At 47.2% G+C, this 25,116-nt stretch carries 19 protein-coding genes; 16 read left to right on the top strand and 3 right to left on the bottom strand.

Features of this window, described 5'->3' with window-relative positions; translation table 11 throughout:
- Positions 1 to 63: 63 nt before the first annotated feature.
- On the bottom strand, positions 64 to 1,206 hold the full coding sequence (locus Q0V21_RS18570; RefSeq protein WP_301880024.1) for a DUF4309 domain-containing protein: 1,143 nt from the start codon (positions 1,204 to 1,206) through the stop codon (positions 64 to 66).
- 328 nt (positions 1,207 to 1,534) lie between these two features.
- Between Q0V21_RS18570 and Q0V21_RS18565 the strand changes: the two genes are divergently transcribed.
- The 5 genes from Q0V21_RS18565 to Q0V21_RS18545 all read left to right on the top strand — a co-directional run bounded on the left by Q0V21_RS18565 (position 1,535) and on the right by Q0V21_RS18545 (position 8,895).
- Positions 1,535 to 1,732 carry a cold shock domain-containing protein gene (locus Q0V21_RS18565; RefSeq protein ID WP_024631599.1) on the top strand — a complete coding sequence of 66 codons (198 nt, stop codon included), beginning with the start codon at positions 1,535 to 1,537 and terminating at the stop codon, positions 1,730 to 1,732.
- 422 nt (positions 1,733 to 2,154) lie between these two features.
- Entirely contained in the window at positions 2,155 to 2,718 is a 564-nt protein-coding gene (hpf, locus tag Q0V21_RS18560; RefSeq protein ID WP_024631598.1) for a ribosome hibernation-promoting factor, HPF/YfiA family, read from the top strand.
- A gap of 1,072 nt (positions 2,719 to 3,790) precedes the next feature.
- Complete coding sequence (gene secA, locus Q0V21_RS18555; RefSeq protein ID WP_079350368.1) at positions 3,791 to 6,295, top strand: preprotein translocase subunit SecA; 2,505 nt, start codon at positions 3,791 to 3,793, stop codon at positions 6,293 to 6,295.
- A 480-nt stretch (positions 6,296 to 6,775) separates the two neighbouring features.
- Positions 6,776 to 7,889 (top strand): peptide chain release factor 2 gene (gene prfB, locus Q0V21_RS18550; RefSeq protein ID WP_301880022.1). Its coding sequence is split into 2 segments (ribosomal slippage): positions 6,776 to 6,847 and positions 6,849 to 7,889, totalling 1,113 coding nucleotides; the frame shifts between segments, so codons are not numbered across the junction.
- A 100-nt stretch (positions 7,890 to 7,989) separates the two neighbouring features.
- Positions 7,990 to 8,895: a YitT family protein gene (locus Q0V21_RS18545; protein ID WP_024631595.1), complete on the top strand. Its 906-nt coding sequence runs from the start codon at positions 7,990 to 7,992 to the stop codon at positions 8,893 to 8,895.
- Positions 8,896 to 9,116: 221 nt separating this feature from the next.
- Here the strand turns inward: Q0V21_RS18545 and cls are convergent, their stop codons facing one another.
- A complete protein-coding gene (cls, locus tag Q0V21_RS18540; RefSeq protein ID WP_079350370.1) occupies positions 9,117 to 10,565 on the bottom strand; it encodes a cardiolipin synthase in 1,449 nt (482 codons plus the stop codon).
- A gap of 331 nt (positions 10,566 to 10,896) precedes the next feature.
- On the opposite strand from cls, the gene argC reads away from it, so the two are divergent.
- The 7 genes from argC to argH all read left to right on the top strand — a co-directional run bounded on the left by argC (position 10,897) and on the right by argH (position 20,051).
- A complete protein-coding gene (gene argC, locus Q0V21_RS18535) occupies positions 10,897 to 11,946 on the top strand; it encodes an N-acetyl-gamma-glutamyl-phosphate reductase (RefSeq protein ID WP_301880020.1) in 1,050 nt (349 codons plus the stop codon).
- Between the two features lie 116 nt (positions 11,947 to 12,062).
- Positions 12,063 to 13,301 carry a bifunctional glutamate N-acetyltransferase/amino-acid acetyltransferase ArgJ gene (gene argJ / locus Q0V21_RS18530; protein ID WP_483312381.1) on the top strand — a complete coding sequence of 413 codons (1,239 nt, stop codon included), beginning with the start codon at positions 12,063 to 12,065 and terminating at the stop codon, positions 13,299 to 13,301.
- A 321-nt stretch (positions 13,302 to 13,622) separates the two neighbouring features.
- Entirely contained in the window at positions 13,623 to 14,462 is an 840-nt protein-coding gene (argB, locus tag Q0V21_RS18525) for an acetylglutamate kinase (protein ID WP_301880019.1), read from the top strand.
- 341 nt (positions 14,463 to 14,803) lie between these two features.
- Positions 14,804 to 16,060: an aspartate aminotransferase family protein gene (locus Q0V21_RS18520; RefSeq protein ID WP_301880018.1), complete on the top strand. Its 1,257-nt coding sequence runs from the start codon at positions 14,804 to 14,806 to the stop codon at positions 16,058 to 16,060.
- 193 nt (positions 16,061 to 16,253) lie between these two features.
- The gene (gene argF, locus Q0V21_RS18515) at positions 16,254 to 17,222 is read left to right on the top strand and encodes an ornithine carbamoyltransferase (RefSeq protein WP_301880016.1); all 969 of its coding nucleotides are present in this window, start codon (positions 16,254 to 16,256) and stop codon (positions 17,220 to 17,222) included.
- Between the two features lie 85 nt (positions 17,223 to 17,307).
- The gene (locus tag Q0V21_RS18510) at positions 17,308 to 18,543 is read left to right on the top strand and encodes an argininosuccinate synthase (protein ID WP_079350374.1); all 1,236 of its coding nucleotides are present in this window, start codon (positions 17,308 to 17,310) and stop codon (positions 18,541 to 18,543) included.
- Between the two features lie 104 nt (positions 18,544 to 18,647).
- A complete protein-coding gene (argH, locus tag Q0V21_RS18505) occupies positions 18,648 to 20,051 on the top strand; it encodes an argininosuccinate lyase (protein ID WP_079350399.1) in 1,404 nt (467 codons plus the stop codon).
- 215 nt (positions 20,052 to 20,266) lie between these two features.
- On the opposite strand, the gene Q0V21_RS18500 is transcribed toward argH, so the two are convergent.
- Positions 20,267 to 21,055 (bottom strand): alpha/beta hydrolase, encoded by a 789-nt coding sequence (locus Q0V21_RS18500; protein WP_301880015.1) that lies wholly within the window; start codon positions 21,053 to 21,055, stop codon positions 20,267 to 20,269.
- A 305-nt stretch (positions 21,056 to 21,360) separates the two neighbouring features.
- Between Q0V21_RS18500 and Q0V21_RS18495 the strand changes: the two genes are divergently transcribed.
- From Q0V21_RS18495 to Q0V21_RS18480, 4 genes are all read left to right on the top strand, one after another.
- Positions 21,361 to 21,984, top strand: a complete 624-nt coding sequence (locus tag Q0V21_RS18495; RefSeq protein WP_301880014.1) for a YhbD family protein — start codon at positions 21,361 to 21,363, stop codon at positions 21,982 to 21,984.
- Between the two features lie 14 nt (positions 21,985 to 21,998).
- Positions 21,999 to 22,724 carry a polymer-forming cytoskeletal protein gene (locus Q0V21_RS18490; protein WP_301880013.1) on the top strand — a complete coding sequence of 242 codons (726 nt, stop codon included), beginning with the start codon at positions 21,999 to 22,001 and terminating at the stop codon, positions 22,722 to 22,724.
- A 32-nt stretch (positions 22,725 to 22,756) separates the two neighbouring features.
- The gene (locus tag Q0V21_RS18485; protein WP_301880012.1) at positions 22,757 to 23,452 is read left to right on the top strand and encodes a hypothetical protein; all 696 of its coding nucleotides are present in this window, start codon (positions 22,757 to 22,759) and stop codon (positions 23,450 to 23,452) included.
- 73 nt (positions 23,453 to 23,525) lie between these two features.
- Entirely contained in the window at positions 23,526 to 25,085 is a 1,560-nt protein-coding gene (locus Q0V21_RS18480; protein WP_301880011.1) for an MDR family MFS transporter, read from the top strand.
- Positions 25,086 to 25,116 lie beyond the last annotated feature (31 nt).

Genomic DNA, 25,116 nt, shown 5'->3' with positions numbered 1-25,116 from the left:
TGGATAATTCCACAGGCTCCTCTTTTTTCAGAAAAACTATTTTCTTGTTCTGCACAATAATAATCAATAAATATTCGTAAAATCAATCAAATCGTCTTCTTCCTCATAATTAAACACTAATGTATGTTTCCCCAACCTGTAAGTCATTTCATATCCGCCGGCCGCTTCGTTATAATATTCATTATAAGGTTTACCTAGCCATAGCCGCACATTCTGTGGAGCGAGATTTTGTTTCTCGTTGTATAGTTGCAGAATGGCTATGCGTGACTTGGCATTAAGTTCATGCATATACGAATCAAAGCCAAGGCCAAATTGAGGATAGTAATAAAAGGCTCCCCATTCCCCGTTTCCACGAGACTCGGGTTTATTTAGTATACTTTGCACGGACTTGAGAGTCATTCCAATCCTGATGTCAGATCGACCTGGTAGCATGCCCTTTGATGCAGCGGCCTTAAGACTCTCCAGATAAGCACGATCCCCCATCCCGGAGTTTGGCCAAGATGATTGATCCAGATAGCGGGTATCGTTGAGACGCAGCTCCAGCTTGCTGAGATTTAGCTTGAATGTATCGACTACATACTTGAACTGCAGATTGTTATAATATTTGAATTGAACTCTGAAGCCTGACAAACTGCGGATACCATTATTTCTTAGAGCCCAGTATGCGTCGGAAATCTTTTTGCCTTTATTGTCGGTGAATTTTATTGGTTGTAACACACCAGAACGGATTATATAAGTATGCACCTCATTAAAGTTGGAAGTTCCCCAATCTGTAAGCATTAACATGTCAGGCGTTCCTGCTTCTTTCCCTTTAATTGTATAATTCCACGTCTGAGGCAGAATAATGGTTTCGATGGGTAACTTAGTGGTTTGAACGGTTCCATACTTGGCTCCTTTTTTTAGAAGCGCTGCACTATACGTTCCAGAATAACTTTTGTCGCCTGTTTTATTGTTTGTCCAATCATTAGGCTCCGTAAGGGTAGATTTTTGCTCGTCATCCGCGAAAATATAAACGGTGTAAGGCGTATGATTTGCATCCCGCAGTGTAAAGGTCAGGCGGCTTTTACTTTTGAGTTGCTCGGCAGAGATTTGTTTTTCCTTTGCAGCGGCAGTTGTTGGTAGAATTAGTAATGTGCATAAAGTGAAGCTGGTGAAAATTAGTATTGCTAGTAAAGTCCACTTTCTGTAATGCTTTGAATAAATCATCGTTGATTCTCCTTTGGCTATTCTAGTAAAAATATGTAATTTAAAACTTTATAAATTGTATCATTTTTGATGTTATACGCACAGTAGAGGAATTCCAATTTAATCTGTAATTAATACATAAAAATAGGCATATCACTAGTCTAATAACCTGATATATTAACAATACCCCATCGTTCCTCAAAATCCCCAATTAATCTACAAAAAATTCCAAGAAAACATTTACTTTACCAATTGACAATGGATAAGTTTGGATGGTATCATCTGAATTGTGGGCAGAGGTTAAGGCCGTAAGCTTCACTTCATTTGATGACGAAGGGAATGTTAGTGCATGCAAGGTAAAGTAAAATGGTTCAACGCAGAAAAAGGTTACGGTTTCATTGAAACTGAAGACGGCGGCGACGTATTCGTACATTTCTCCGCAATTCAATCCGAAGGATTCAAAACTTTGGAAGAAGGTCAATCCGTAGAATTCGACATCGTCGAAGGCGCGCGTGGACCGCAAGCAGCTAACGTAATCAAATTATAATCATCCGGACAATCCGACCTACATATATGGTTAGATGGTTACCAATTGAATTAACGCTAGCATCAGACTCCGGTTTTTCCGGGGTCTTTTTTTGTTTTAATAGATTCGAAATTTGAGAATCAGCCGGAAACATTATTCTTATGAATTTGATAGATTCAACACATAGTTTGTATTCATTTTACATAATAGATTGAAGGAGCTCGGAAACGGTTAATTACATCATCAAGCGCCTATTAAGATAATCCATGTTAATGGATGAAGATGATTATGCCTCAAAATGGAGAAATATCGCGAAATATGGCGGTAAGCCTATGTTGGCTGATGTGGCTTGAACAGATGTCATTATTCGGTCACCCGGAGTTTTTACATGGCGCTTACATTCGTGTTATAATGAAGTGGCAAAGGAAAAGGAGGAGTGCCCTATGAATTTAAGTATTCGAGGTCAACAAATCGAGGTTACCGATGCTTTGAAGGATTATGTCGACAAAAAGTTGAGTAGACTCGAGAAGTATTTCGATGCACCCCTTAACTCTGACGGTGCTGTTACATTGAGCACGACGAGAGGCTTGCATACGGTAGAGGTGACGATCCCTTTGAAAGGCATTGTGCTCCGCGCCGAGGATGAGAGTGACGATATGTACGCTTCCATTGACTCCGTGGTAGACAAGCTGGAACGTCAGATCCGTAAACACAAAACGAAAATTAACCGTAAGTTCCGTCAAGAAGGCAGCCTGAAAACGCTCTTCGTGGAAGATCCGACAGGCACAGTAGCTACTGCTGAACTGGATACGGATACGGACGATGATGATTTTGAAGTGGTTCGTACAAAACGGTTTATGTTGAAACCGATGGACGTGGAAGAAGCCATTCTCCAAATGAACATGGTCGGCCACAATTTCTTCGTATTCTCTAACATTGAGAATGAAGAAGTCAGCGTTGTGTACAAACGGAATGATGGAAAATACGGTTTGATTGAACAAGGTTAATGGACTCGGTGAAGATCTAACCTAGTTTTAATGACTGAACCTATGTGTGAAAAGAAAAAGTGATTACTTAATGATAACGAATAAAGACAGGGACACAATGGCTTCCTGCATTGGAATTGAAAAAACTAACAAGAGCCTTCATCCTTTATGGGATGGGGGCTCTTTGGCGCGCGGCGGGGGCTGGAAAAAAGTCGCTGATGCAAGATTGTGAAACTATTTCCCGTGCTGCTGCGTCTAATAGATAGTAGGAATGCGACAGATCCGTGTAATGGGTATATTAAATTTTCATAGGCACGAAGATGTCAACGTTGATATAATTCTCAGATATGTTCTTTTTCTCAACATTGAGATTTTAATCCAAATTTACCACCAAAATTCGTTAACATGGCTTATCTAAATGGAAAATGAAATGTTAGAATTAAGGGCTTCCGCTAACGACTATGATTTTTTGCACTTAAACTCCATCGGAGAGGCTTCGAAAGTTCAAAGAAGTGTGCCGTGGCGTGTTGCGGCGACCCTTACAAACTGTTACAATTTATGCAAGAGAATCATTGTCCTGATGAGGAATTGTCAACGAATGATCGCTAATCATAATCAATGACAGGCACAGCACCATGAACATGATTCATAAGGCTCGGTATTCGGCTTATTTCTAATAACCGGATCCGGTTGAATACCGAATCAGCTTCATGAGGGAACCTTGGCAAGCCTGGAGTTGATTCATCGTATATTATTATTTCTTCATATAATTTGAATTTGATTTTTACACGGATGACGAAGAGGGCAGAAATGACCTGTAGAAGCGAAGCGTTCGTCTGAAAGCTTTCTGAAAGAAAGCTACATCGGAAGCATACGCTTTATCCCCAGATTTCTCCCTCTGAGAAGGAGGTAAAGAAATCGGGGGATAACAGCGATCGGAAGGACATTCTGCCAGCTGAGTAATGGAGTGTAACCTTCAGTAAGCTCAAATTATATCGTTTGTCACCCCCGGGCAAGTGGATTCTTATCCATCCGATGGTGTCGCGTGGCGGCAGCAGGGGGTCTATTCTGTTTTGCACGAAAGGGGTATACCATGCTAGGACTTGTCAAAAAGATCTTCGGCGACATGAACGAACGTGATGTTAAACGTCTGATGAAGACAGTCGATGTGATCAATAAACTGGAACCACAATTTCAGGCTCTGTCTGATGAACAACTGAAATCCAAAACGGATGAATACCGTGCCCGCATTGAAAAGGGAGAAACAACAGATGAACTTCTTCCGGAGGCATTTGCAACCGTACGTGAGGCATCGCGTCGTGTATTGGGCAAACGTCATTATGACGTACAGATGCTCGGAGGCATTGCTTTGCATGAAGGCCGGATTTCAGAAATGAAAACGGGTGAAGGTAAGACACTGGTAGGAACACTCCCGGTATACCTGAATGCATTGATGTCCAAAGGTGTACACGTGGTAACGGTCAATGATTATTTGGCTCAACGGGATAGCCAGGAAATGGGACAAATTTATGAATTCATGGGCATGACGGTTGGGGTTAACCTGAGCGGTATGGACCATGCTTTGAAACAACATGCGTATGCATGTGATATTACGTACGGAACCAATAACGAATTTGGCTTTGACTATCTGCGTGACAACATGGTGCTCTACAAAGAGCAGATGGTACAACGTCCATTGTTCTTCTGTATCATTGATGAAGTGGACTCCATTCTGGTCGATGAGGCACGTACGCCTTTGATCATTTCCGGACAAGCTCAGAAATCAACGGACCTGTATTATGCAGCCGACCGTTTCGTGAAACGGTTGGTTCCAGAAGAAGACTTTACGGTGGACATCAAGGTGAAATCCGTAGCGCTGACTGAAGCGGGTGTGGCGAAGGCGGAGAAAGCATTTGGTATTGAAAACTTGTATGATCATGCCAATGTTACGCTCAACCATCACATCGTACAGGGATTGAAAGCGAACGTAATCATGCGTCGTGACGTTGACTATGTGGTGAGTGATGAAGAAGTACTGATCGTCGATGAGTTCACAGGCCGTTTGATGGCAGGACGTCGTTATAGCGATGGATTGCACCAAGCGATTGAAGCCAAAGAAGGCATTGAAGTACAGAACGAGAGCATGACTCTTGCTACGATTACATTCCAGAACTATTTCCGGATGTACCGCAAACTTGCGGGAATGACGGGTACAGCGAAGACCGAGGAAGAAGAGTTTAAAAAAATCTACGGTCTCGAAGTACTGCAGATCCCAACCAACCGTCCGAACAAACGGGATGATATGGCTGATGTGGTGTACAAGAGCATTGATGGTAAGTTCAAAGCGGTTGTGGAAGAAATCGTGGAACGTCATAGCAAGAACCAGCCGGTTCTGGTTGGTACGGTTTCCATTGAGAACTCCGAGCGTCTTTCGGACATGCTGAAACGCCGTGGAATCAGACACCAGGTATTGAATGCCAAGTACCACGCTGAAGAAGCGGAAATCATCTCAGGTGCAGGTCAAGCAGGAGCGGTGACGATTGCTACTAACATGGCTGGACGGGGTACAGATATTATCCTGGGCGAAGGTGTCGCTGAAGTGGGCGGTCTTCACATCATCGGTACAGAGCGTCATGAATCTCGCCGGATTGATAACCAGCTGCGTGGACGTGCAGGACGACAGGGTGACCCGGGTTCCACACAGTTCTACCTGTCACTGGGTGATGAGCTGATGAAACGTTTCGGTGCAGACAATGTACTGAACATGATGGAGCGCCTTGGTTTTGAAGAAGACCAACCGATTGAGAGCCGGATGATTACCCGTGCGGTAGAGTCGGCACAAAAACGGGTTGAAGGTAATAACTTTGACGTACGTAAAGTCGTTCTCCAATATGATGATGTCATGAACCAACAACGTGAAATTATATATAAACAACGCCGTGAGGTGCTTGAGTCCGAGAATATCAAACAGATCGTTATGGATATGATCAAGCCTTCCATTGAACGTATCGTGGAAGCACATTGTAGTGACGATATCCCGGAAAACTGGGAACTGCAGGAAGTTGCCGACTACATGAATAGCAAATTGCTGGATGAAGGCTCAGTAACGAAAGATGACCTGTGGGGCAAGGAAGCCGAAGAGATTATCGACTACCTGTTTGAGAAAGTTCAGAACAAGTACAATGCACGTGAAGAGCGAATCGGTGAAGAGATGGTTCGTGAATTCGAGAAAGTGGTTGTGCTCCGCGCAGTAGATAGCAAATGGATGGATCATATTGATGCGATGGATCAATTGCGTCAAGGTATCCACCTTCGTGCCTACGGCGGTACAGATCCACTCCGTGAGTACCAGTTCGAAGGCTTCGAAATGTTCCATCAGATGATTGCTTCGATTCAGGAAGAAGTGGCAACCTATGTGATGAGAGCGCAAATCGAGAGCAACCAGGAGCGTCAAGCGGTTGTTGACGAAAGTCAGATCTCGACAAGCGGCGAACCTACGGAGAAACGTCCGGTAAAAGTGTCTGACCAAATCGGACGTAACGATGCTTGTCCATGTGGTAGCGGCAAAAAGTTCAAACACTGCCACGGTCAAGAGTAGTACAAAGCTCCTCTTATATACCCTGTGTATAAGTTGGATCTGAATTTTTTACACCATAACGGAGAGTGCAGAAGCAATCTGGAGAAGCGGAGCTAAAAGCTTTCTGGAAGAAAACTGCATCGGAAGCATACGCTTCGCCTTTATCCCCGGATTTTCACCTTTGAAAAAGGAAATCAAAAAATCTGGAGATAAGAGCGATCGAAAGATGCTATTGCAATCGGAGTGGTAAGGTGTAACGAATGCTGGCTCAACTTAAATAGAATGACATGAACGGCTCCTTGCAGCCGGGTATTCTAATTGATCAAGTGAAGGATGCATAACCTGTAATTGGTGCATAGTTATAACTATGTGACCATGATCATGGAGAAGAGGATTGCCGATAGAAAGGTGACCGAGACTCCAAGGTGAAGCATCAGATACTTGATCTGGAGGAATGCCCTGGATGCGGGGAGCTTATCTTAATGAAAAGAGGAATTGCACATGATCGATCCAAGCGTGAAGCAGGACCTGCGTGAAATAGGCAAGAAACTAACAAATCTTAGGGGGTCTCTTTGACTTAGATCTCAAGCAAGAGATGATTGAGAACTTCGAAGTGAAGATGTCCGCCCCGGATTTCTGGGATGATAATGATAAGGCACAAGCCTTAATCGCTGAGCTGAACGCGGTGAAGGGTTCTGTGGACCAGTACACCAAACTGCAGCAGGATTATGACGATGCGGTCATGATGGCAGAACTGGCTGACGAAGAAGGCGATGATGATCTGGCTGTGGAGATCGGTAACAGTGTGACAGCCATCGTGAGCAAGGTAGAAGAGTTCGAGCTACAGCTTCTACTGAACCAGCCGTATGACAAGATGAATGCGATTCTAGAGCTTCACCCGGGTGCTGGTGGTACCGAGTCTCAGGACTGGGGACAGATGCTGATGCGGATGTACACACGCTGGGCCGAGAAGCGTGGCTTCAAGGTTGAGGTGCTGGATTATCTGGCAGGAGATGAAGCAGGAATCAAGAGTGTCACATTATCCATCAAAGGGCATAATGCTTATGGGTATCTGAAAGCCGAAAAGGGTGTTCACCGATTGGTGCGAATCTCACCTTTTGACTCCTCGGGACGCAGACATACTTCCTTCGTATCCTGTGATGTGGTTCCTGAGATTGATGACACGATTGAATTGGACATTCGAACAGAAGATCTCAAGATCGATACGTACCGTGCGAGCGGCGCGGGTGGACAGCATATCAATACCACAGACTCAGCCGTACGGATCACTCACCTTCCAACTGGTGTGGTGGTAACGTGTCAGAACGAACGTTCACAGATCAAGAACCGTGAGCGGGCGATGACGATGCTTCGTTCCAAATTGTATGAACGTAAAATTGAAGAACAAAAACAGCATCTGGACGAAATCCGAGGAGAACAGTCGGATATTGCGTGGGGTAGCCAGATTCGCTCCTATGTATTCCATCCCTATAGTATGGTAAAGGATCACCGTACGAGCGTAGAGACGGGAAACACTGGTGCAGTAATGGATGGCGACCTCGATGGATTCATCGACGGTTATTTGCGCAGCCAGATTAAAGTAGAAACCGATTAATCAAAAGTTCCTGTATAGACCCGATACGTGTAGGCGTATGCTGGGTATATACAGGGGCTTTTTTTTGAGCATATATACAAAAAAAGGAGAGCACGATGACATGCAGCAGCAACAGCATTTACACAATAACCGCAAGAAGAGGCTAACTACCCTCATTCCCCTGAACGGTCCATGGAGAAATGTAGTGGATACCGTATCCATCATATTAGGTTCGTTTTTGATTGCCGTGGCCTTTAATTTATTTTTACTTCCGAATCAGATTGCGTCAGGCGGGGTATCCGGGTTATCGATATTAGGCAAACAATGGCTGGGGCTTGAGCCGGCATACACTCAGTGGGCTATTAATATTCCGCTTCTGATCGCGGGTTTTCTCCTGATCGGCAAGCAGTATGGTATCCGTTCTGTGCTTGGAAGTATCGTTCTGCCTTTGTTCGTATTTCTCACGAAGGACTGGGCGATTCCAACAACGAATCCGCTCCTAGGTTCACTCTATGGAGGAATTGGAGTTGGTCTCGGGATTGGGATTGTCTATCGGGGGAGAGGTTCAACAGGAGGCATGAGCATTCTTGCCAGGATCGTACAAAAATACAGTGGGCTGAGTTATTCCCTTTGTGTCGTGATGATGGATGCTACAGTTATTATTATGGCTGCCTTTGTACTGTCATTGGAACAGTCGCTTTTTGCTCTGATCGGGTTATACGTTACCGGAAAAGTCATTGATGCCGTCGAGATGGGGCTTGGTTACTCGAAGGTAGCTTACATTATTTCCAACCAGACCGAACCGATTACGAAGGTGATTCTGGATGATCTGGATCGCGGACTGACGAAGCTGGAGGCAAAAGGTGGCTACACCGACGATCAGCGAACCGTTCTGATGGTAGTCGTTGGACAGAATGAGGTGCCGAGACTGAAAGCCTTGATACGGTCCGTTGACCCGGGGGCTTTTGTCATTATTAGCAATGCGCATGAAGTATTGGGCGAAGGCTTTAAGCGCGAGGAAGTGTAAGGTACAGCGAGTAGGCATCTATAAATTAAACTTAACATTCACGTGATAACAGAGAGCAGTGTAAGCAGTTCGTTTAACTAACAAGAAAGTAAGCATATAATCAAAAAAAAGCAGGTACTCCTCCACCAGACATGGCTGGAAAGGAAGTACTTGCTTTTTGTTTTGTCTTTTGAACGAAAATCACTGTACTACTTACTGTATATCTACTATCACTATTATATCTACAGAATCGGAGACAACAGACGAGAAATGGCTTCTTTAAATTTGATCTTCACACTGCGTTTATTGTATTCATCAAGCGTTATCTCACGGGATACAAGAAGATCATGCTCAAACGTCTGCACAAGAGCAGTCGCAATTGCTTCATCATACATAAATGCATTTACCTCAAAGTTCAGGCGGAAGCTGCGGTAGTCAATATTGGCGGTTCCCACAGATGCGACCATACTGTCGATAATGAGTGTTTTGGCATGAATAAAGCCGTTATCGTATATAAATACAGTTGCCCCCACTTTTAACAACTCGCCGATGTAAGAAAGCGTAGCCCAATATACGAAGGCGTGATCCGGTTTATTGGGAATCATAATGCGAACATCAATCCCTGACAGGCACGCAAGACGTATGGCTTCAAATACACTGGCGTCCGGGATAAAATAAGGCGTCTGGATGAGAATGGAGTGTTTGGCACCATTGATCATTTTCAGATAACTGTTTTTGATGTGCTCTGTCTCAGCATCCGGTCCGCTGGATACAATCTGCATCGCAGTTGTTCCTGTACCCTCAATATGAGGGAAATGCGCCGGAACATAAGGGGTATCATGCTGCTTGGACGCTTCATTCCAATCCAGAAGAAAACGGGTCTGAAGCGCATGAACAGCATTACCCTGAATACGCAAATGCGTATCGCGCCAGTAACCGAACTTGGAATTCAAGCCGAGATATTCATCCCCTACATTAAACCCACCTGTATATCCAAGGTTACCGTCAATGATGACGATTTTGCGGTGATTTCGGTAGTTCATACGCAGGTTAATCAGACTGAATTTGGATGGGAAAAAGACTTCAACCAAACCGCCTGCTTCGCGCAATTCTTTGAAAAAGCGTTTGGATACCCGCCGCGAGCCCAGGGCGTCATACAGCAAACGAACTTTGACCCCTTCCCGCGCTTTGCGGATGAGTGCATCCCTTATTCTTTTGCCGAGTCGGTCGCCTCTATAAATGTAATATTGCACATGAACATGATCTTGCGCTGCTTCGATATCATCGAGTAACCTTTGGAATTTATCTGTCCCGTCAGTAATAATCTCGACCGCATTGTCTTCAGTCAACAGAGCATCGTTCTGCTTCAGGTTCATATAAATCATGTCCTGACTGCTCTCTGTGGCCTGATTACGGAACGGTGTTCGGTTGTCTTGCAGCTGTTCAAGCTGGGCGGCAATACGTTCTTCAAGCCCGAGCTTCTTGCGCTCTTTCCACTGGAAAAGCCGGTAGCGCGTCAGATTTTGCCCTGTTAATAGATAGAGTACAAACCCGAAAACCGGAATAAAGTTCAAGACGAGCAGCCAAGCCCAGGATGCACTTGCATCCTTTCGTTCGAAGAAAACGACCGCTGCTGCGAAAATAATATTCAGGCCCAGGAGTACAACAAGTAAAATGGATTCGATATGCACTGTAGTCCCCCATGTCTCATAATGACCATCATGAATCCATTCATAAACCCTTCCTCGTATAGATTGATTATGAATTAGACCCTGGTTGTAATGTTTCCTATAATACGTATTTTAGCAGAAGTATACGGGTTCGTCCGCAGATGTTGGAAAGATATGTTCGGGATACAACATTATCCGTGTTAAATTGATGGTAGAGTGTTGTATTTATATAACTAGAGTTGTATAATAATACACAAATATGCATAGAAGCGACGGAATTGCTGTATGAACGTCCCTTGAGGGCAGGAGAACAGTTATAAATAACGCATACAACAGGATTGGGGGAGCGAGAGTGAATAACAAATTAAAAGTGGCGATCGTCGGTTCCACCGGCTACGGCGGGGTGGAACTGATTCGTTTTTTTCAGAACCATCCGCAGGTTGAAATTACTTCGGTAATCTCTTCATCCAGCAGTGGTGAGTCCATCGCAGATGGATTCCCGCATTTGACGGACGTGATTCTGAGGCCGCTCGACGGCGTAGACCCGGAAGAGATCGCAAGTCGTGCAGATCTGGTGTTTACAGCTACCCCGTCTGGTGTAAGTGCGAAGCTCGTTCCAAGCCTGCTTGAGGCTGGTCTTAAGGTCATTGATCTCTCTGGAGATTTCAGACTCAAGGATGGAACGGTGTATGAAGAGTGGTATAAACATCCGGCACCATCTGCTTCATTGTTGGAACAAGCGGTATATGGCATGGCAGAGGTGTATGGAGACGAAGTGAAGGGCAAGAACTTTATTTCCAACCCAGGCTGCTACCCAACGGCGACGTTACTTGGATTAATTCCAGCTGTTGAGGCAGGATGGATTGACCCTACCAGTATCATTATTGATGCCAAATCCGGCGTGTCGGGTGCGGGACGGGGAACAAGTCTGATGAATCATTATGCAGAAATGAACGAGAATTTCAAAGCATACAAACTCAATAAACATCAGCATATTCCCGAAATCGAGCAAGTGCTGGGCGATATCACTGGAACTCCAGTCACAGTAACATTCACAACGCAGCTGGTGCCGATGACGCGTGGGATCATGAGTACGATGTATGCCAATCTAATTGGCGAACACAGTGACCGTGAAATCGTTGATCTGTACCGCAAATATTATGAGAATCGGCCTTTTGTGCGTGTGCGTGAGCCGGGGATCTGGCCTTCAACGAAGGAAGTGTACGGATCGAACTATTGTGATATCGGATTTGCAGCTGACCCTCGTACAGGTCGTTTGACGATTATTTCGGTCATAGACAACCTGGTGAAAGGTGCATCCGGGCAAGCCATTCAAAATATGAACCTGATGATGGGATGGGAGGAGAACCTCGGGCTGAACATGACGCCGGTATATCCATAAGGGCTGAATAATTGGGGGAGCGTCCAGACGCAATTCCGAAACCATGTGGGGAAGACGGATCAGGCAAAGCAAGCGGACAATCGGCATGCAGCCGAACGCATAACGGGGGATAACATATGGAAACGAATGTGGAGCAAAAGGCTTTTACGATAGTTGAGAACGGAACGATTGTAACCCCGCGCGGGTTCAGTGCTGGCGGATTGCATTGTGGTTTGAAAAAAACATCACGCAACGACATCGGAGCGATCCGCTGTGACGTGCCGGCAACTGCAGCTGCGGTGTATACAACGAACGTATTCCAGGCCGCACCTTTGAAAGTCACGCGTGAGAGCTTGAGCAATGGACGCCTTCAGGCAGTCATCGTGAACAGCGGGAATGCCAATGCCTGTACCGGACAACAGGGGGAAGAGGATGCCTACGCCATGCGTACGGCGGCTGCACGTGAATTGGGCGTAGCGGAAGAGGATGTTGCTGTCGCTTCCACAGGTGTCATTGGTGAATTGCTAAAGATGGACGCTGTGCACTCGGGGATTAGCGGACTTCCGGCACGCTTGGGCAAGGAAGCAGGAGAAGCAGAGCATTTTTCCCAAGCTATTTTGACAACTGATCTGGTGAAAAAAGAAGCCTGCGTCGCCGTTGAGGTGAACGGCAAAACGATTACGATTGCAGGTGCTGCCAAAGGATCGGGGATGATTCATCCGAATATGGCGACCATGCTGGCCTTTATGACCTCGGACGCAGTCATTGGCGCAGAAGCGTTGCAGCGCCTGCTGCGCCAGGCGACCAATCATACATTCAACATGATTACGGTAGATGGAGATACGAGCACGAACGACATGCTGGTGGCAATGACAAGCGGTCTGGCAGACAACGAAGAGCTGACCACGGAACATCCGGACTGGGAAGCTTTTGCTGCTGGATTTACTTATGTGTGCGAAGTACTTGCCAAAGCCATTGCGCGTGATGGTGAAGGAGCAACCAAGCTGGTTGAGGTACAGGTAACCGGTGCGGTAAGTGATGAATCCGCGCAAGCCATTGCGAAGACTGTCATTGGATCGAGTCTCGTGAAATCCGCCATGTTTGGCGCAGATGCCAACTGGGGACGAATTATTGCAGCTGTAGGGCGCGCAGGACAGCCAGTGAACCCGGAGACGGTGGATATCCGTCTGGGCGATATCTCTGTACTCGCACAGTCTCGTCCGGTCGTTTTTGACGAAGAAGCAGCGTTGGCCTACTTGCAGACCGATACAGTACGCATTGTAGTCGATTTGCACCACGGCGAGGGAACAGCCATCGCTTGGGGCTGTGACCTGACGTATGACTATGTAAGAATTAACGCGGCATACCGCACGTAAAAGTATTTCGCATTTATTTTATTGAAGTTAACAGCTTCCCTATGAGAAGCTGTTTCGCAAATATATAGAAAATGTATAAGGATTGAACTTTATGTGGTAGTTGATAACTGGCGAAGGCAGTGGAGAAGACGGAATCGATTCTGTAGAAGCGTAGCGTTCGCCTTTGTCTCCGGGTTTTCCCCTCCAAAAGAGGGGATTCAAAAAAACCTGGAGACAACAGCGATCAAAAGAACGATCCGGATTCGGAACGGTCAGCCACCGAATATCGCATCAATTAAGTGTTAAGCCCTTTAGAACTTTTTAAACGAAAGGAGTGCCCTCATGAATTCAACATTGCAAAATGAGAGTACCGGAGCTGAGGCAGGTGCCGAGAAGCAGACGTTTGTCATGAAATGCGGAGGCAGCACGCTGGCGGCGTTGCCTGACTCCTTTTTTGCAGATCTGCGTGACTTACAGTCCCAGGGAACTCAACCTGTCATCGTGCATGGCGGCGGCCCGGCAATCTCGGATAATTTAGCGAAGCTGGGCATTGAGACCGAGTTCGTGAACGGATTGCGGAAGACAACGGAACCTGTATTGGATGTCGTGGAGATGGTTCTCGCGGGGAGTATTAACAAACAAATCGTACGTCTGATCCAACGTGTGGGTGGACGTGCGCTGGGCTTGTCGGGTGTAGACGGTGGTCTGATCCAGGCGAAACCGGTTAGCAATCATGCAGAGATAGGCTGGGTAGGTGACGTAACGGGCGTTAACGCGGAGATTATTCAAGGAATCGTGGAAATGGGCTATATGCCAGTTATCGCGCCGGTTGGTGTAGATGCAACTGGTCAGCGTTATAACATCAATGCGGATACAGCCGCAGGTGCCGTAGCTTCCCATCTCGGAGTTAGCCGGATGATTGTAGTAACCGATGTCCCTGGCATCATGAAGACCGCAGGCGGCGAGAAAAGAGTATTGGCAACTGTCTCCGTACAGGAGATTGAGGATATGATTCAAACCGGAGAAATCTATGGCGGCATGATTCCAAAGGTGCGTGCAGCCATCGCTTGTATTCAAGGCAAAGTGCGTGAGGTCGTTATCGTAGACGGTAGCGAACCACAGATCCTGAGCCGTGTGCTTGGCGGAGAAACGATCGGAACCCGAATTGTGCGTATGCAATAATGCGAACTTGTGATAACCAGAGTAATCAACATTTTGTACACGAAGTTTTGTGAAGGGGTGCATAACACGATAACGAAGAGTGCAGAACCAATCTGAAGAAACAAAAATGCGAGAACGGAGAGGACAGAAACAACCTGAAGAAGCGGAGCGTGCGCCTTTATCACTGGATTTCCACCTTTAAAAATTTATTAAAGAAATCTGGGGATAACAGCGATCGGAAGGTTGTTCTGTCATCGAAGTGGGAGTATGCATATGTTCCGAAGGTGGACTGCAATCGAAGTGGTCTAGTGTTATGTTTTATTCACCTTAGGAGTGTACCAACAAATAAGGAGTGATAGGTGATGGCAAAAGGCAATGAACAGCCAGGTTCTGGCACAGCAGTAGCGGGCGTAGCAGCGGCAGGTGCAGCGGTACAGACAGATAGCTCTCTTTTCCAAACGTACGCGCGTTATCCAATCAGTCTGGTCAAGGGTAAAGGCAGCTGGCTATGGGATGATCAGGGCAATCGTTATCTTGATTTCATGTGCGGGTTGGCTGTAACGAGTCTGGGCCATGCACCGGAGAAAGTCGGAGCCAAGCTGAAAGCACAGATTGATGAGCTGTGGCATGTATCCAACCTGTTCCAGATTCCGGGTCAGGAAAAAGCAGCGGCTTTGTTGACAGCAAATACATGCGCAGACGCGGTGTTCTTTTGTAACAGTGGTGCAGAAGCGAATGAAGCGGCGATTAAACTGGCTCGTCGCTACCACCAGAAGGTAAAAGGCACAGGGCGGTACGAAGTCATTACATTTGCCCAATCCTTCCACGGACGGACACTCGCAACCTTGACAGCAACTGGACAGGATAAGGTGAAAGAAGGATTTTTGCCATTGCCAGCCGGATTTATAACGGTTCCTTTGCATGACACAGCGGCACTCGAAGCGGCAATCGGACCCAATACAGCAGCGATTATGCTGGAGATGGTGCAGGCCGAGGGTGGAGTACATCCGGTCAAACCAGAGTTTGTCCACCACGTTCGGAAACTGTGTGAAGAGCATGGACTGCTGTTGATTGTAGACGAAGTGCAGACGGGAATGGGACGTACAGGCAAACTGTTTGCGCATGAGCATTATGGCATTGAGCCGGACATTTTCACAGTAGCCAAAGGTATTGGCAGCGGCTTCCCTGTAGGTGCGATGCTGGGTAAAGGTTATCTGAAAGATGCGTTTACTGCGGGCAGCCATGCAACGACGTTTGGCGGTACACCGCTCGCTTCCTCGGTTGTCATTGCAACGATTGAAACGATGCTCGAAGATCAACTGCCAGAGCGTGCAGCTGAAATGGGCGAGTACCTGATGAACTCATTGCGGGAACGTATGGCAGGCAACTCATTTGTGAAAGAAGTTCGGGGGATGGGTCTGCTTGTTGGGATCGAATGTGCTGAAGCGGTGGGAGACATCGTGCTCGCTGGTCAGAAGCGAGGTATTCTCTTTGTTTCCGCAGGACCGAATGTCATTCGTCTGCTTCCAAACTTGTATGTGAGCAAGGAAGAGATCGATGAGGCGGTATCCTTGGTAGCAACGTTAATTGAAGAGCATGTGGCGGCGAAGAACGCTTAATAAGACTTTATAAAACCTTTCTGACTCGGGGCCTTCACTGGCCTCGAAGCCAGAACAAGATGATGAATCCCTGTAGCCGCGCGGTAAACTAGCGGAAGATGAAAGTGAGCAGCCGGATGGCAAGAGCTCAACCTTCTACACTCTTCTGCCCATGCGGGTGCAGGGAACCGGAAATAAGGAGGACAAAATGAACATGACACAAACACAACAGACGGAGAAGGTCAAGAAGGTCGATCTTAGAGGCCGTGATTTTATTGAATTTACAGATTATACAGCGGAGGAAATTCGCTATTTGCTGGACCTTGCGATTGAGATTAAAGGCAAACATAAAAACGGCGTGCCGTATCAGCCACTCCAAGGCAAAACGATCGGACTCATTTTTGAAAAATCATCTACGCGTACCCGTGTATCCTTTGAAGTAGGCATGTTCCAACTAGGTGGTCACGCGCTCTTCTTGAGCAAAAACGATATTCAACTCGGTCGCGGCGAAACGACACATGATACAGCTAAAGTCTTGTCACGTTACCTGGATGGCATCATGATTCGGACCTTTGGACACCATAATGTGACTGAACTAGCAGAACATGCGGATGTTCCAGTTATTAACGGCCTGAGTGATGCAGCACATCCATGCCAGGTACTCGCAGACTTCCAAACCGTGCTGGAGCACAAAGGCAAGCTGGAAGGTCTGAAAATGGCTTATGTCGGAGACGGCAATAACATGGCGCATTCCCTGATGCTTGGTGCAGCCAAGATGGGTATGCATGTAGCAGTAGCGACTCCGGGAGGTTATGAGCCTGACAGCGAAGTGGTTGAGCAGGCGCGCAGCATTGCACAGGAGAGCGGCTCGCAAGTGACTGTAACCTACAGTGCACAGGAAGCTGTGAAAGATGCAGATATCGTGTATACGGATGTATGGGCAAGCATGGGTTTTGAAGAGGAACAGAAGGTTCGTGAACAAGCATTCGCCGCGTATCAGGTGGATGAGGAACTGATGAAAGGCGCGAAGCCGGATTATATGTTCCTGCACTGCCTGCCAGCTCACCGTGGAGAAGAAGTGAGTGCCGGAGTTATTGACGGTCCAAACTCCCTGATCTTTGATCAGGCGGAGAACCGGCTGCATGCGCAGAAAGCGTTAATGGCCGCGTTAATGAGCGAATAGACGCTGTTTGCCTGAATGGGTTGATTTTAGGCATAGATTTCGCGATGATAGATTAAGCAACTGAACTTGGGGAGGACCATTGAACATGGCTAAGGAAAAAATCGTACTCGCTTATTCTGGCGGGTTGGACACATCTGTAATTTTGAAATGGTTGAAAGAAACATATGATGCGGAGATTATCGCATTTACGGCGGATATCGGACAAAAGGATGAACTGGACGGCCTTGAGGAAAAAGCTCTCGCTACAGGTGCTTCCAAAGTATACATCGACGATCTGCGCGACGAGTTCGCCAAAGATTTCATCTATCCAATGTTCCAGGCAGGCGCCCTTTATGAAGGACAGTACCTGCTTGGTACAAGTATCGCACGTCCGCTGATCGCTAAACGTATGGTTGATATCGCTCGTGCAGAAGGTGCTACAGCGATTGCTCACGGCGCTACGGGTAAAGGGAATGACCAGGTTCGTTTTGAGTTGAACGCAGCTGCGTTGACACCAGACATTCAAGTCATCGCACCTTGGCGTCTGGAAGAATTCCGCAACCAGTTCCCGGGACGTGCTGAGATGATAGCTTATGCTGAAAAACACGGCATTCCGGTAACGGCGTCGGCGGCTAAACCGTACTCCACAGACCGTAACCTGCTGCATATCAGCTATGAGAGCGGTGTGCTCGAAGATCCTTGGTTCGACCCAAGTACGGACGAGAACAAGGACATGTTCCTGCTCAGCAGTGCACCTGAAGATGCACCGGATCAAGCGGAATATGTTGTACTTGATTTTGAACAAGGTAATTGTGTTGCACTGAATGGTGAGCGTTTAAGCCCACTGCAAGTGATGGAGCAACTGAACGAACTTGGTGGTAAACATGGTATCGGTCGTGTGGACATGGTTGAGAACCGCTTTGTTGGCATGAAGAGCCGGGGCGTATACGAGACACCGGGTGGAACCATTCTGTTTACTGCACACCGCAAAATGGAATCCATCACGATGGACCGTGAAGTCATGAACCTGCGTGACAGCCTGATCACACGTTACAGCACACTCGTTTACAACGGCTTCTGGTTCGCACCGGAACGTCTGGCGCTGCAAGCACTGGTAACGGAAAGCCAGAAAAATGTAACAGGTACCGTTCGGGTGAAACTGTATAAAGGCAACATCATTGGCGCAGGTGTGAAAAGCCCTGTCAGCCTGTACAACCCGGACATTGCCACAATGGAAGCTGATCCAACACAAGCATACGATCAAGGGGATGCAACGGGCTTTATCCGCCTGAATGCATTGCGTTTGAAAGTAAACTCCGGTGTGGAGCAAAACAAAAACTAATTTCATCTGCATATAGAGCATCACGATTATAACTGACAAGGCGGGCCGTTCTTGCACATCTGGCAGGAGCGGCTTTGTCCATGAGCGAAAGGGGAGCACTCACTGTGAGCAAGCTGTGGGGAGGACGTTTTACCAAACAAACCAATCACCTGGTTGAGGAATACACAGCGTCAATCAATTTTGATAAAGCGTTGGCCGAGGAAGATATTCAAGGAAGTCTGGCTCATGTAACGATGCTGGGCAAATGCGGCATTCTTCCGGCAGAGGATGTAGAAACGATCAAGGAAGGTTTGATCACCGTTCTGCACAAAATCCGCGCAGGCGAAGTGGAATTCTCCGTATCGGATGAAGACATCCACATGAACATTGAGAAAAACCTGATCGATACCATCGGCCCTGTAGGTGGCAAATTACATACAGGACGCAGCCGGAATGATCAGGTAGCAACGGATATGCATTTGTACTTGCGTGAGCGCGTGGTTGGATTTGTTGGCATGCTGCACTCGTTGCAGGAAGCGCTGATCGGACAAGCCAAAGATAATCTCGATACGATCGTACCGGGATATACGCATCTTCAACGTGCACAACCGATTCTGTTCGCCCATCACCTGATGGCGTATGTATCGATGTTCCAACGGGATGCGGAGCGTCTTATGGACAGCTACAAACGCATTAACGTTTTGCCGTTGGGTGCAGGTGCCCTTGCAGGCACAACGTTCCCGATTGATCGTCATTTTGTGGCGGAACAACTGGGCTTCGACGGTGTCTACGAGAACAGTCTGGACGCGGTCAGCGACCGTGACTTTATCGTGGAGTTTCTGGCAGCCGCTTCGCTGATCATGACTCATTTATCCCGTCTGAGTGAAGAACTGGTCCTGTGGAGCAGCACGGAGTTTGGTTTTGTTGAACTGGACGACGCATTCTGCACCGGCAGCAGCATTATGCCACAGAAGAAAAACCCGGACGTTCCTGAACTCGTTCGTGGTAAAACAGGACGTGTGTACGGCAACCTGATCGGTTTGCTGACCGTACTGAAATCTCTGCCGCTTGCTTACAACAAGGACATGCAGGAAGACAAGGAAGGCATGTTTGACACTGTGGCGACGCTGGAGGGTGCGCTTCAATTGTTCGCACCGATGATCGCAACGATGACGGTCAACAAAGGACGGATGCGTCAAGCGGTTAATCAGGATTTCTCGAACGCTACGGATATTGCGGACTTCCTCGTGGGCGAAGGTTTGCCGTTCCGCCAAGCGCATGAGGTTATTGGTAAAACGGTATTGTACTGTATCCAGAACGGCAAGTACCTGCTGGATCTGACAATGGATGAATTCCGTCAATTCTCTCCGCTGTTCGATGAGCGTATTTATGACGTGCTGCAACCGGAAGCGGTTGTAAATGCCCGTAATGTTTATGGCGGCACAGCTTCGAATCAGGTGGCTGAAGCAATTGCCCGCAGTGAGAAGGTGCTTGAAATGACAGAGCAATGGATTACCAATCGGGGTTAATGTCACATTTACTATAGTGAAAAAGAGTATGAAATGTAAAAGCAGGCCAGAGATTTATTCTCAAGGGCCTGCTTTTTGTGTATTACAGAGATCAGAAGCTTGTTCTGGTCATTGGAGTGCTAGTGTAAATATCATTAGTTGAACTTATAAAACTTATATAGTTATTCCCTGTACATATCCATGTAAAATGCAGTTGCTACATTTAAATTTCTCGACTAGACGCGTTTAGGTAGAGGCAACCATTTCAATACATTCTGAATCTTCTTGTCCCAATAGCCCCACTCATGTTCACCGGGTTCCTCCTCATAGGTCAATTGGAGATCGGTCTGGGAACAGGCTTCACGGAAGGACTGGTTCTGCTCATACAGGAAGTCTTCCGTACCACAGCATTGATAGAGCAATGGCCGAGGTCCACTGCTCGCATGGTTCTCCTTCAGTAGTTGCAGCAGATCGTTCTCCGAGCCTGCAATCTTCGGCCCAAAGATACGTTCCATTTCGGCCCGCCAGAGTGGGCTGGAATTCATATTATCCAAATGCGCTACCATGTCGAGCGCTCCCGACAAACTTGCCGCGGCAGCGTATTGATCCGGTTTCCGAAGCGCAAGCTTGAATGCCCCGTAGCCACCCATGGACAATCCGGCAACATAGTTGTCTTCACGTTGGTGAGATAGCGGGAAGAAGGAACGCGCGAGTGCAGGCAGCTCTTCGCTAATGAACGTCCAATAACGTCCACCCTCAGCCATATCCGTATAGAAGCTGCGATGAACCTGAGGCATCACAACGGCAATACCAAGGTCGGCAACATATCGTTCGATGGATGTACGGCGCAGCCAGATGGAGTCATCGTCCGATAGACCGTGCAGCAGATACAGTGTGGGATGCAGTCCTTGGCCCGATACGCTCTCCATACCAATCTGATTTTGGGTTTGTTGTGGCAGGATAACATGCATGCTGGTGCTTAGACCAAGCGTGTCCGAGTAAAAATTACATTGAATAAGTGCCATGTGTTAAATTAACCCCTTTCATAATTCATTGATGAAGGTCCTGAATTGAAACGAGAGGATGGATCTGGAGTGGAAATGGCTCCAAAGTGTCTGTAGTAAACAGGTTATACGTAAATCACTTTCGACGCAATAACAAGATCCACTGTAGAAACAAAGAAAATAAGCGCTTCCAAAATCATATGAATTTTTATGTGGGAACAGTAGATATGAACAGAAATCGGAGATTCCATTCACCATGTTGTTCGCTCTCTTTACAGCGTAACAATGTTATGTTACACTGTTTTCAACGTAAAGGGGGACCATATATGACGGATGATTTGATCTCCAAGAAAGAATTGCTGGACCTGACGGGCATCTCCTACGGCCAGTTATACCGCTGGAAGCGGAAGAATCTCATTCCAGAGGAATGGTTTATTCGGAAGTCGTCCTATACCGGACAAGAGACTTTTTTTCCAAAGCAACAGATATTACTGCGGATTGACAAGATTCTCAATATGAAGGACGGATTGTCTCTGGATGAACTGGCAGACGTGTTTTCACCAACTTTGGGTGAAGTGGAAATGTCCGCTGAGCAGCTATTGGAGCGAAACATTGTTTCGAACATTTCGCTCGAGCTGTTGAATGAAGCATGCCGGGAGCGGCCGCTGTATGCATTGGATCAGATCATGATGCTCTATGTCCTTGATAAGCTGCTAATGAGCGGGGATATTACCCGCCAGGAGGGTACAATGCTCATCGACGTCATGTCGGAGCATTACTATCGTTTCACAGGCAAACCAAGCGAGCTGGTGCTTATTCGCAAGATGGGTGTCCCTTTATTCATGCTGGTAACGGCAGGGACGGAGCTTTATTTTGACAATGGTGTGAAGGTTGTTCTTAGACAGCCCATGGGAACGTTTATGGAAGAGCTGAAACTCAAATTGGGATAAGGAGTGGGTCATATATGGAGGAACGTAATTTGCGAAACGATCTGAACGTAGCAGGTTTGAGCCAAACGGCAGGCGGGGAATTTCACCGGGTATCCATTGATGGCATGGCTAAGGTAAACGGTAACCTGGACTGTACCTCCCTTAATGTGAATGGAACATTGAAGATGCATGGAGCTTTGAGTGCAGAAAGTGCAACGATTAACGGCATGTGCACGCTGAACGGCCCTTTGAACAGTTCTCGTGTTCGTGTGGATGGCTTGACTACGATTAATGGAGACCTCCATAGCCCTGAGCTTGAAGTTAACGGGAAATGTACCGTACGCGGACGAGTGAATGGGGAACGAATCGATATTGGTGGCGTGATTGATATTGAAGGTGACGTACAATGCGAGTCCCTGAACGTACAGGGCAATATTAAAATCAGCGGCTTCCTGAATGCGGGAACGGTAGAGATCAGGTTGCATACATCCTCTTCGGCCAAAGAGATTGGTGGGGAGCGCATTGATATCCGTCGTAAGGAACAGACTGGCTTTTGGAAAAGTATTGGACTGGGCGGTACACCTTCATTCAAGACATCCTTGATTGAGGGGGATGAAATCGTGCTGGAAGATACCGAGGCAGATATTGTTCGTGGCAACAAGGTTCATATCGGTCGCGGATGTAACGTCAGAGTGGTCGAATATTCGGGTGAACTAGAGGTTGATCCAGATGCCAAGGTGGGCAGCAGTCAGCGAATTTAATTTTGATTTGGAGTGAAAGGGATGTGATCGACATGAATAATCATTTTGCCAGTTCAATGGATAAAAAACATGACATTAGCATCATCGGCGACGGCAGTTCTTCTGGTGGTGTATACGGAAAGATCAAGGTAGTAGGGGATGCCTCGTTTAATGATAAACTGATCTGTGATCAATTCAAATGTACCGGTACATCGGTCATATACGGATCTCTTGAATCGACAGATATCAAAATTACGGGAACCCTTACCCTGAAAGACCAGGCTGCTGCTGATAATGAAGATCAGGAGGGGCATTATGCTTCTAACCTGTATGCAAAAGCTGAACATATGAAAGTGGTAGGGGAGCTTCATGTATCAGGCGATTGTCAGGTGGAGGATATGAAGCTGAACGGCCGTTTTACGATAGCGGGTATGCTCAGCGCTGAACAAATGACACTCAAAATCATGGGTCCATCCGAGGTTAGGGAAATGGGCGGATCCATCATTTCAGTGAAGAGCGGCAAGGGCAAACTGTTCGAAGGTCTATTTTCGGGGCAGAAGTCAGTACTTAAGGCAGGGATGATCGAAGGCGACGATATCGAATTGGAGTATACAGAGGCAGAAGTTGTTCGAGGGGATAAAATAAAAATTGGCCCCGGCTGCCGGATCGGCACGGTGGAATACCGCTCTTCTCTGCAAATTCATACGCTATCGGAAGTTTTGGTGCAAAGCAATCGGTCCTTGGACTGATTATCCGCCGTAACTTTTCGGATATACTAATTCAGTCATATGAATCGGTTGTGAATGGGAGAGATTGAGTACAATGGCTACACGTAAAAATAATATTGGATTGGTGCTGGCAGGGCTGCTGCTGAGCATACTGATGGCTTCGATGGACAATACCATCGTGGCAACAGCTATGGGCGACATTGTCGGGAAGCTGGGTGGGCTTGACAAGTTCGTATGGGTTACTTCTGCGTATATGGTAGCCGAGATGGCGGGTATGCCAATCTTCGGTAAGTTATCCGACATGTATGGAAGGAAGAAGTTTTTTGTTTTCGGAATACTGGTATTTATGCTTGGCTCCGCATTATGTGGAACGGCAACAACAATCGTCGAGCTGACGATGTACAGAGCTATTCAAGGTATTGGTGCAGGTGCACTGGTGCCGATTGCCTTTACGATTATGTTTGATGTGGTCGCACCAGAATCACGAGGCAAATTGGGCGGTTTGTTTGGAGCCGTGTTCGGCTTGTCCAGCGTATTTGGCCCACTGCTGGGTGCTTACATTACGCAGTATGCGACATGGGAATGGGTATTTTATATCAACCTGCCGCTTGGTCTGATCGCGTTTGTGTTTATTGCATTCTTCTATAAGGAATCGCATCAGCATCAATCCCAACAGATTGACTGGCTGGGTGCAATCACACTGATTGGTGCGGTGGTCTGTCTCATCTTCGGGCTTGAACTGGGTGGCAAAACGTATGCTTGGGGCTCGTGGCAGATCCTCGGTTTGTTTGCCGGATTCGTGGTGCTTGCACTGCTATTCCTGTTTGCAGAAACGAGAGCCAAGGAACCAATCATCTCGTTCGGCATGTTCCGCAACCGGGTGTACTGGTCTAGTAACGTCATTGGCATGTTCAGTGGTGCGGCGTTTATTACCGCATCCGTGTACATTCCGATCTTCATTCAGGGTGTTCTTGGTGGCAAGGCGACCAACTCTGGTCTCGTGCTGTTGCCAATGATGCTTGGATCCGTTGTGACGGCGTCCTTGGGTGGGGTCCTGATGACCAAAATCAAATATCGCAGCATTATGATTCCTACGCTGGCCTTGCTGGTGGTTGGTCTTGGCTTGCTGACAACGCTGGATGAAAGTTCATCTTTATGGACGATTCGTATATATATGGTGATGGTTGGTCTTGGTGTCGGAGCTTCATTCTCGGTACTCAGCAATGCAGCCATGAACGCGTTTGAACCGCAAAGACGCGGAGCAGCGAGCTCCACACTTAACTTCCTGCGTTCGCTGGGGATGACGATGGGCATTACGATCTTTGGTATCGTGCAAAGCCAAGTATTTACTCGCAAAATGAATGATGCCCTCGCCGGATCAGCGGCGGAAGCGGGTGGAACGGGTGCTCCTGCAGGCGGCGTGCCTCAGGGAGTGGATCTGAGCGATCCACATGCATTGCTGTCACCAGAGCTGAGAAAGGCGATTCCGCCTCAGGTGCTGGATGCCATTACGCACGCGCTGTCTTCATCCATCGTGCAGCTCTTTGCCTGGGCTGCGATCCCGGCTGCACTGGCGTTGATTGCTGCATTCTTCATGGGTAAGGAGAAGATGGTTATAGGTGAAGAGCAGGGAGAGTACACAGGCGGACATTAAAAAGGTCTGGTCTGATCCATACACAATATGA

It is taken from the genome of Paenibacillus sp. 11B, assembly GCF_030487755.1.
GTDB classification, from domain to species: domain Bacteria; phylum Bacillota; class Bacilli; order Paenibacillales; family Paenibacillaceae; genus Paenibacillus; species Paenibacillus vandeheii.
The sequence above is the reverse complement of the archived record's forward strand: the minus strand, read 5'-3'. Positions and strand labels throughout refer to the sequence as shown.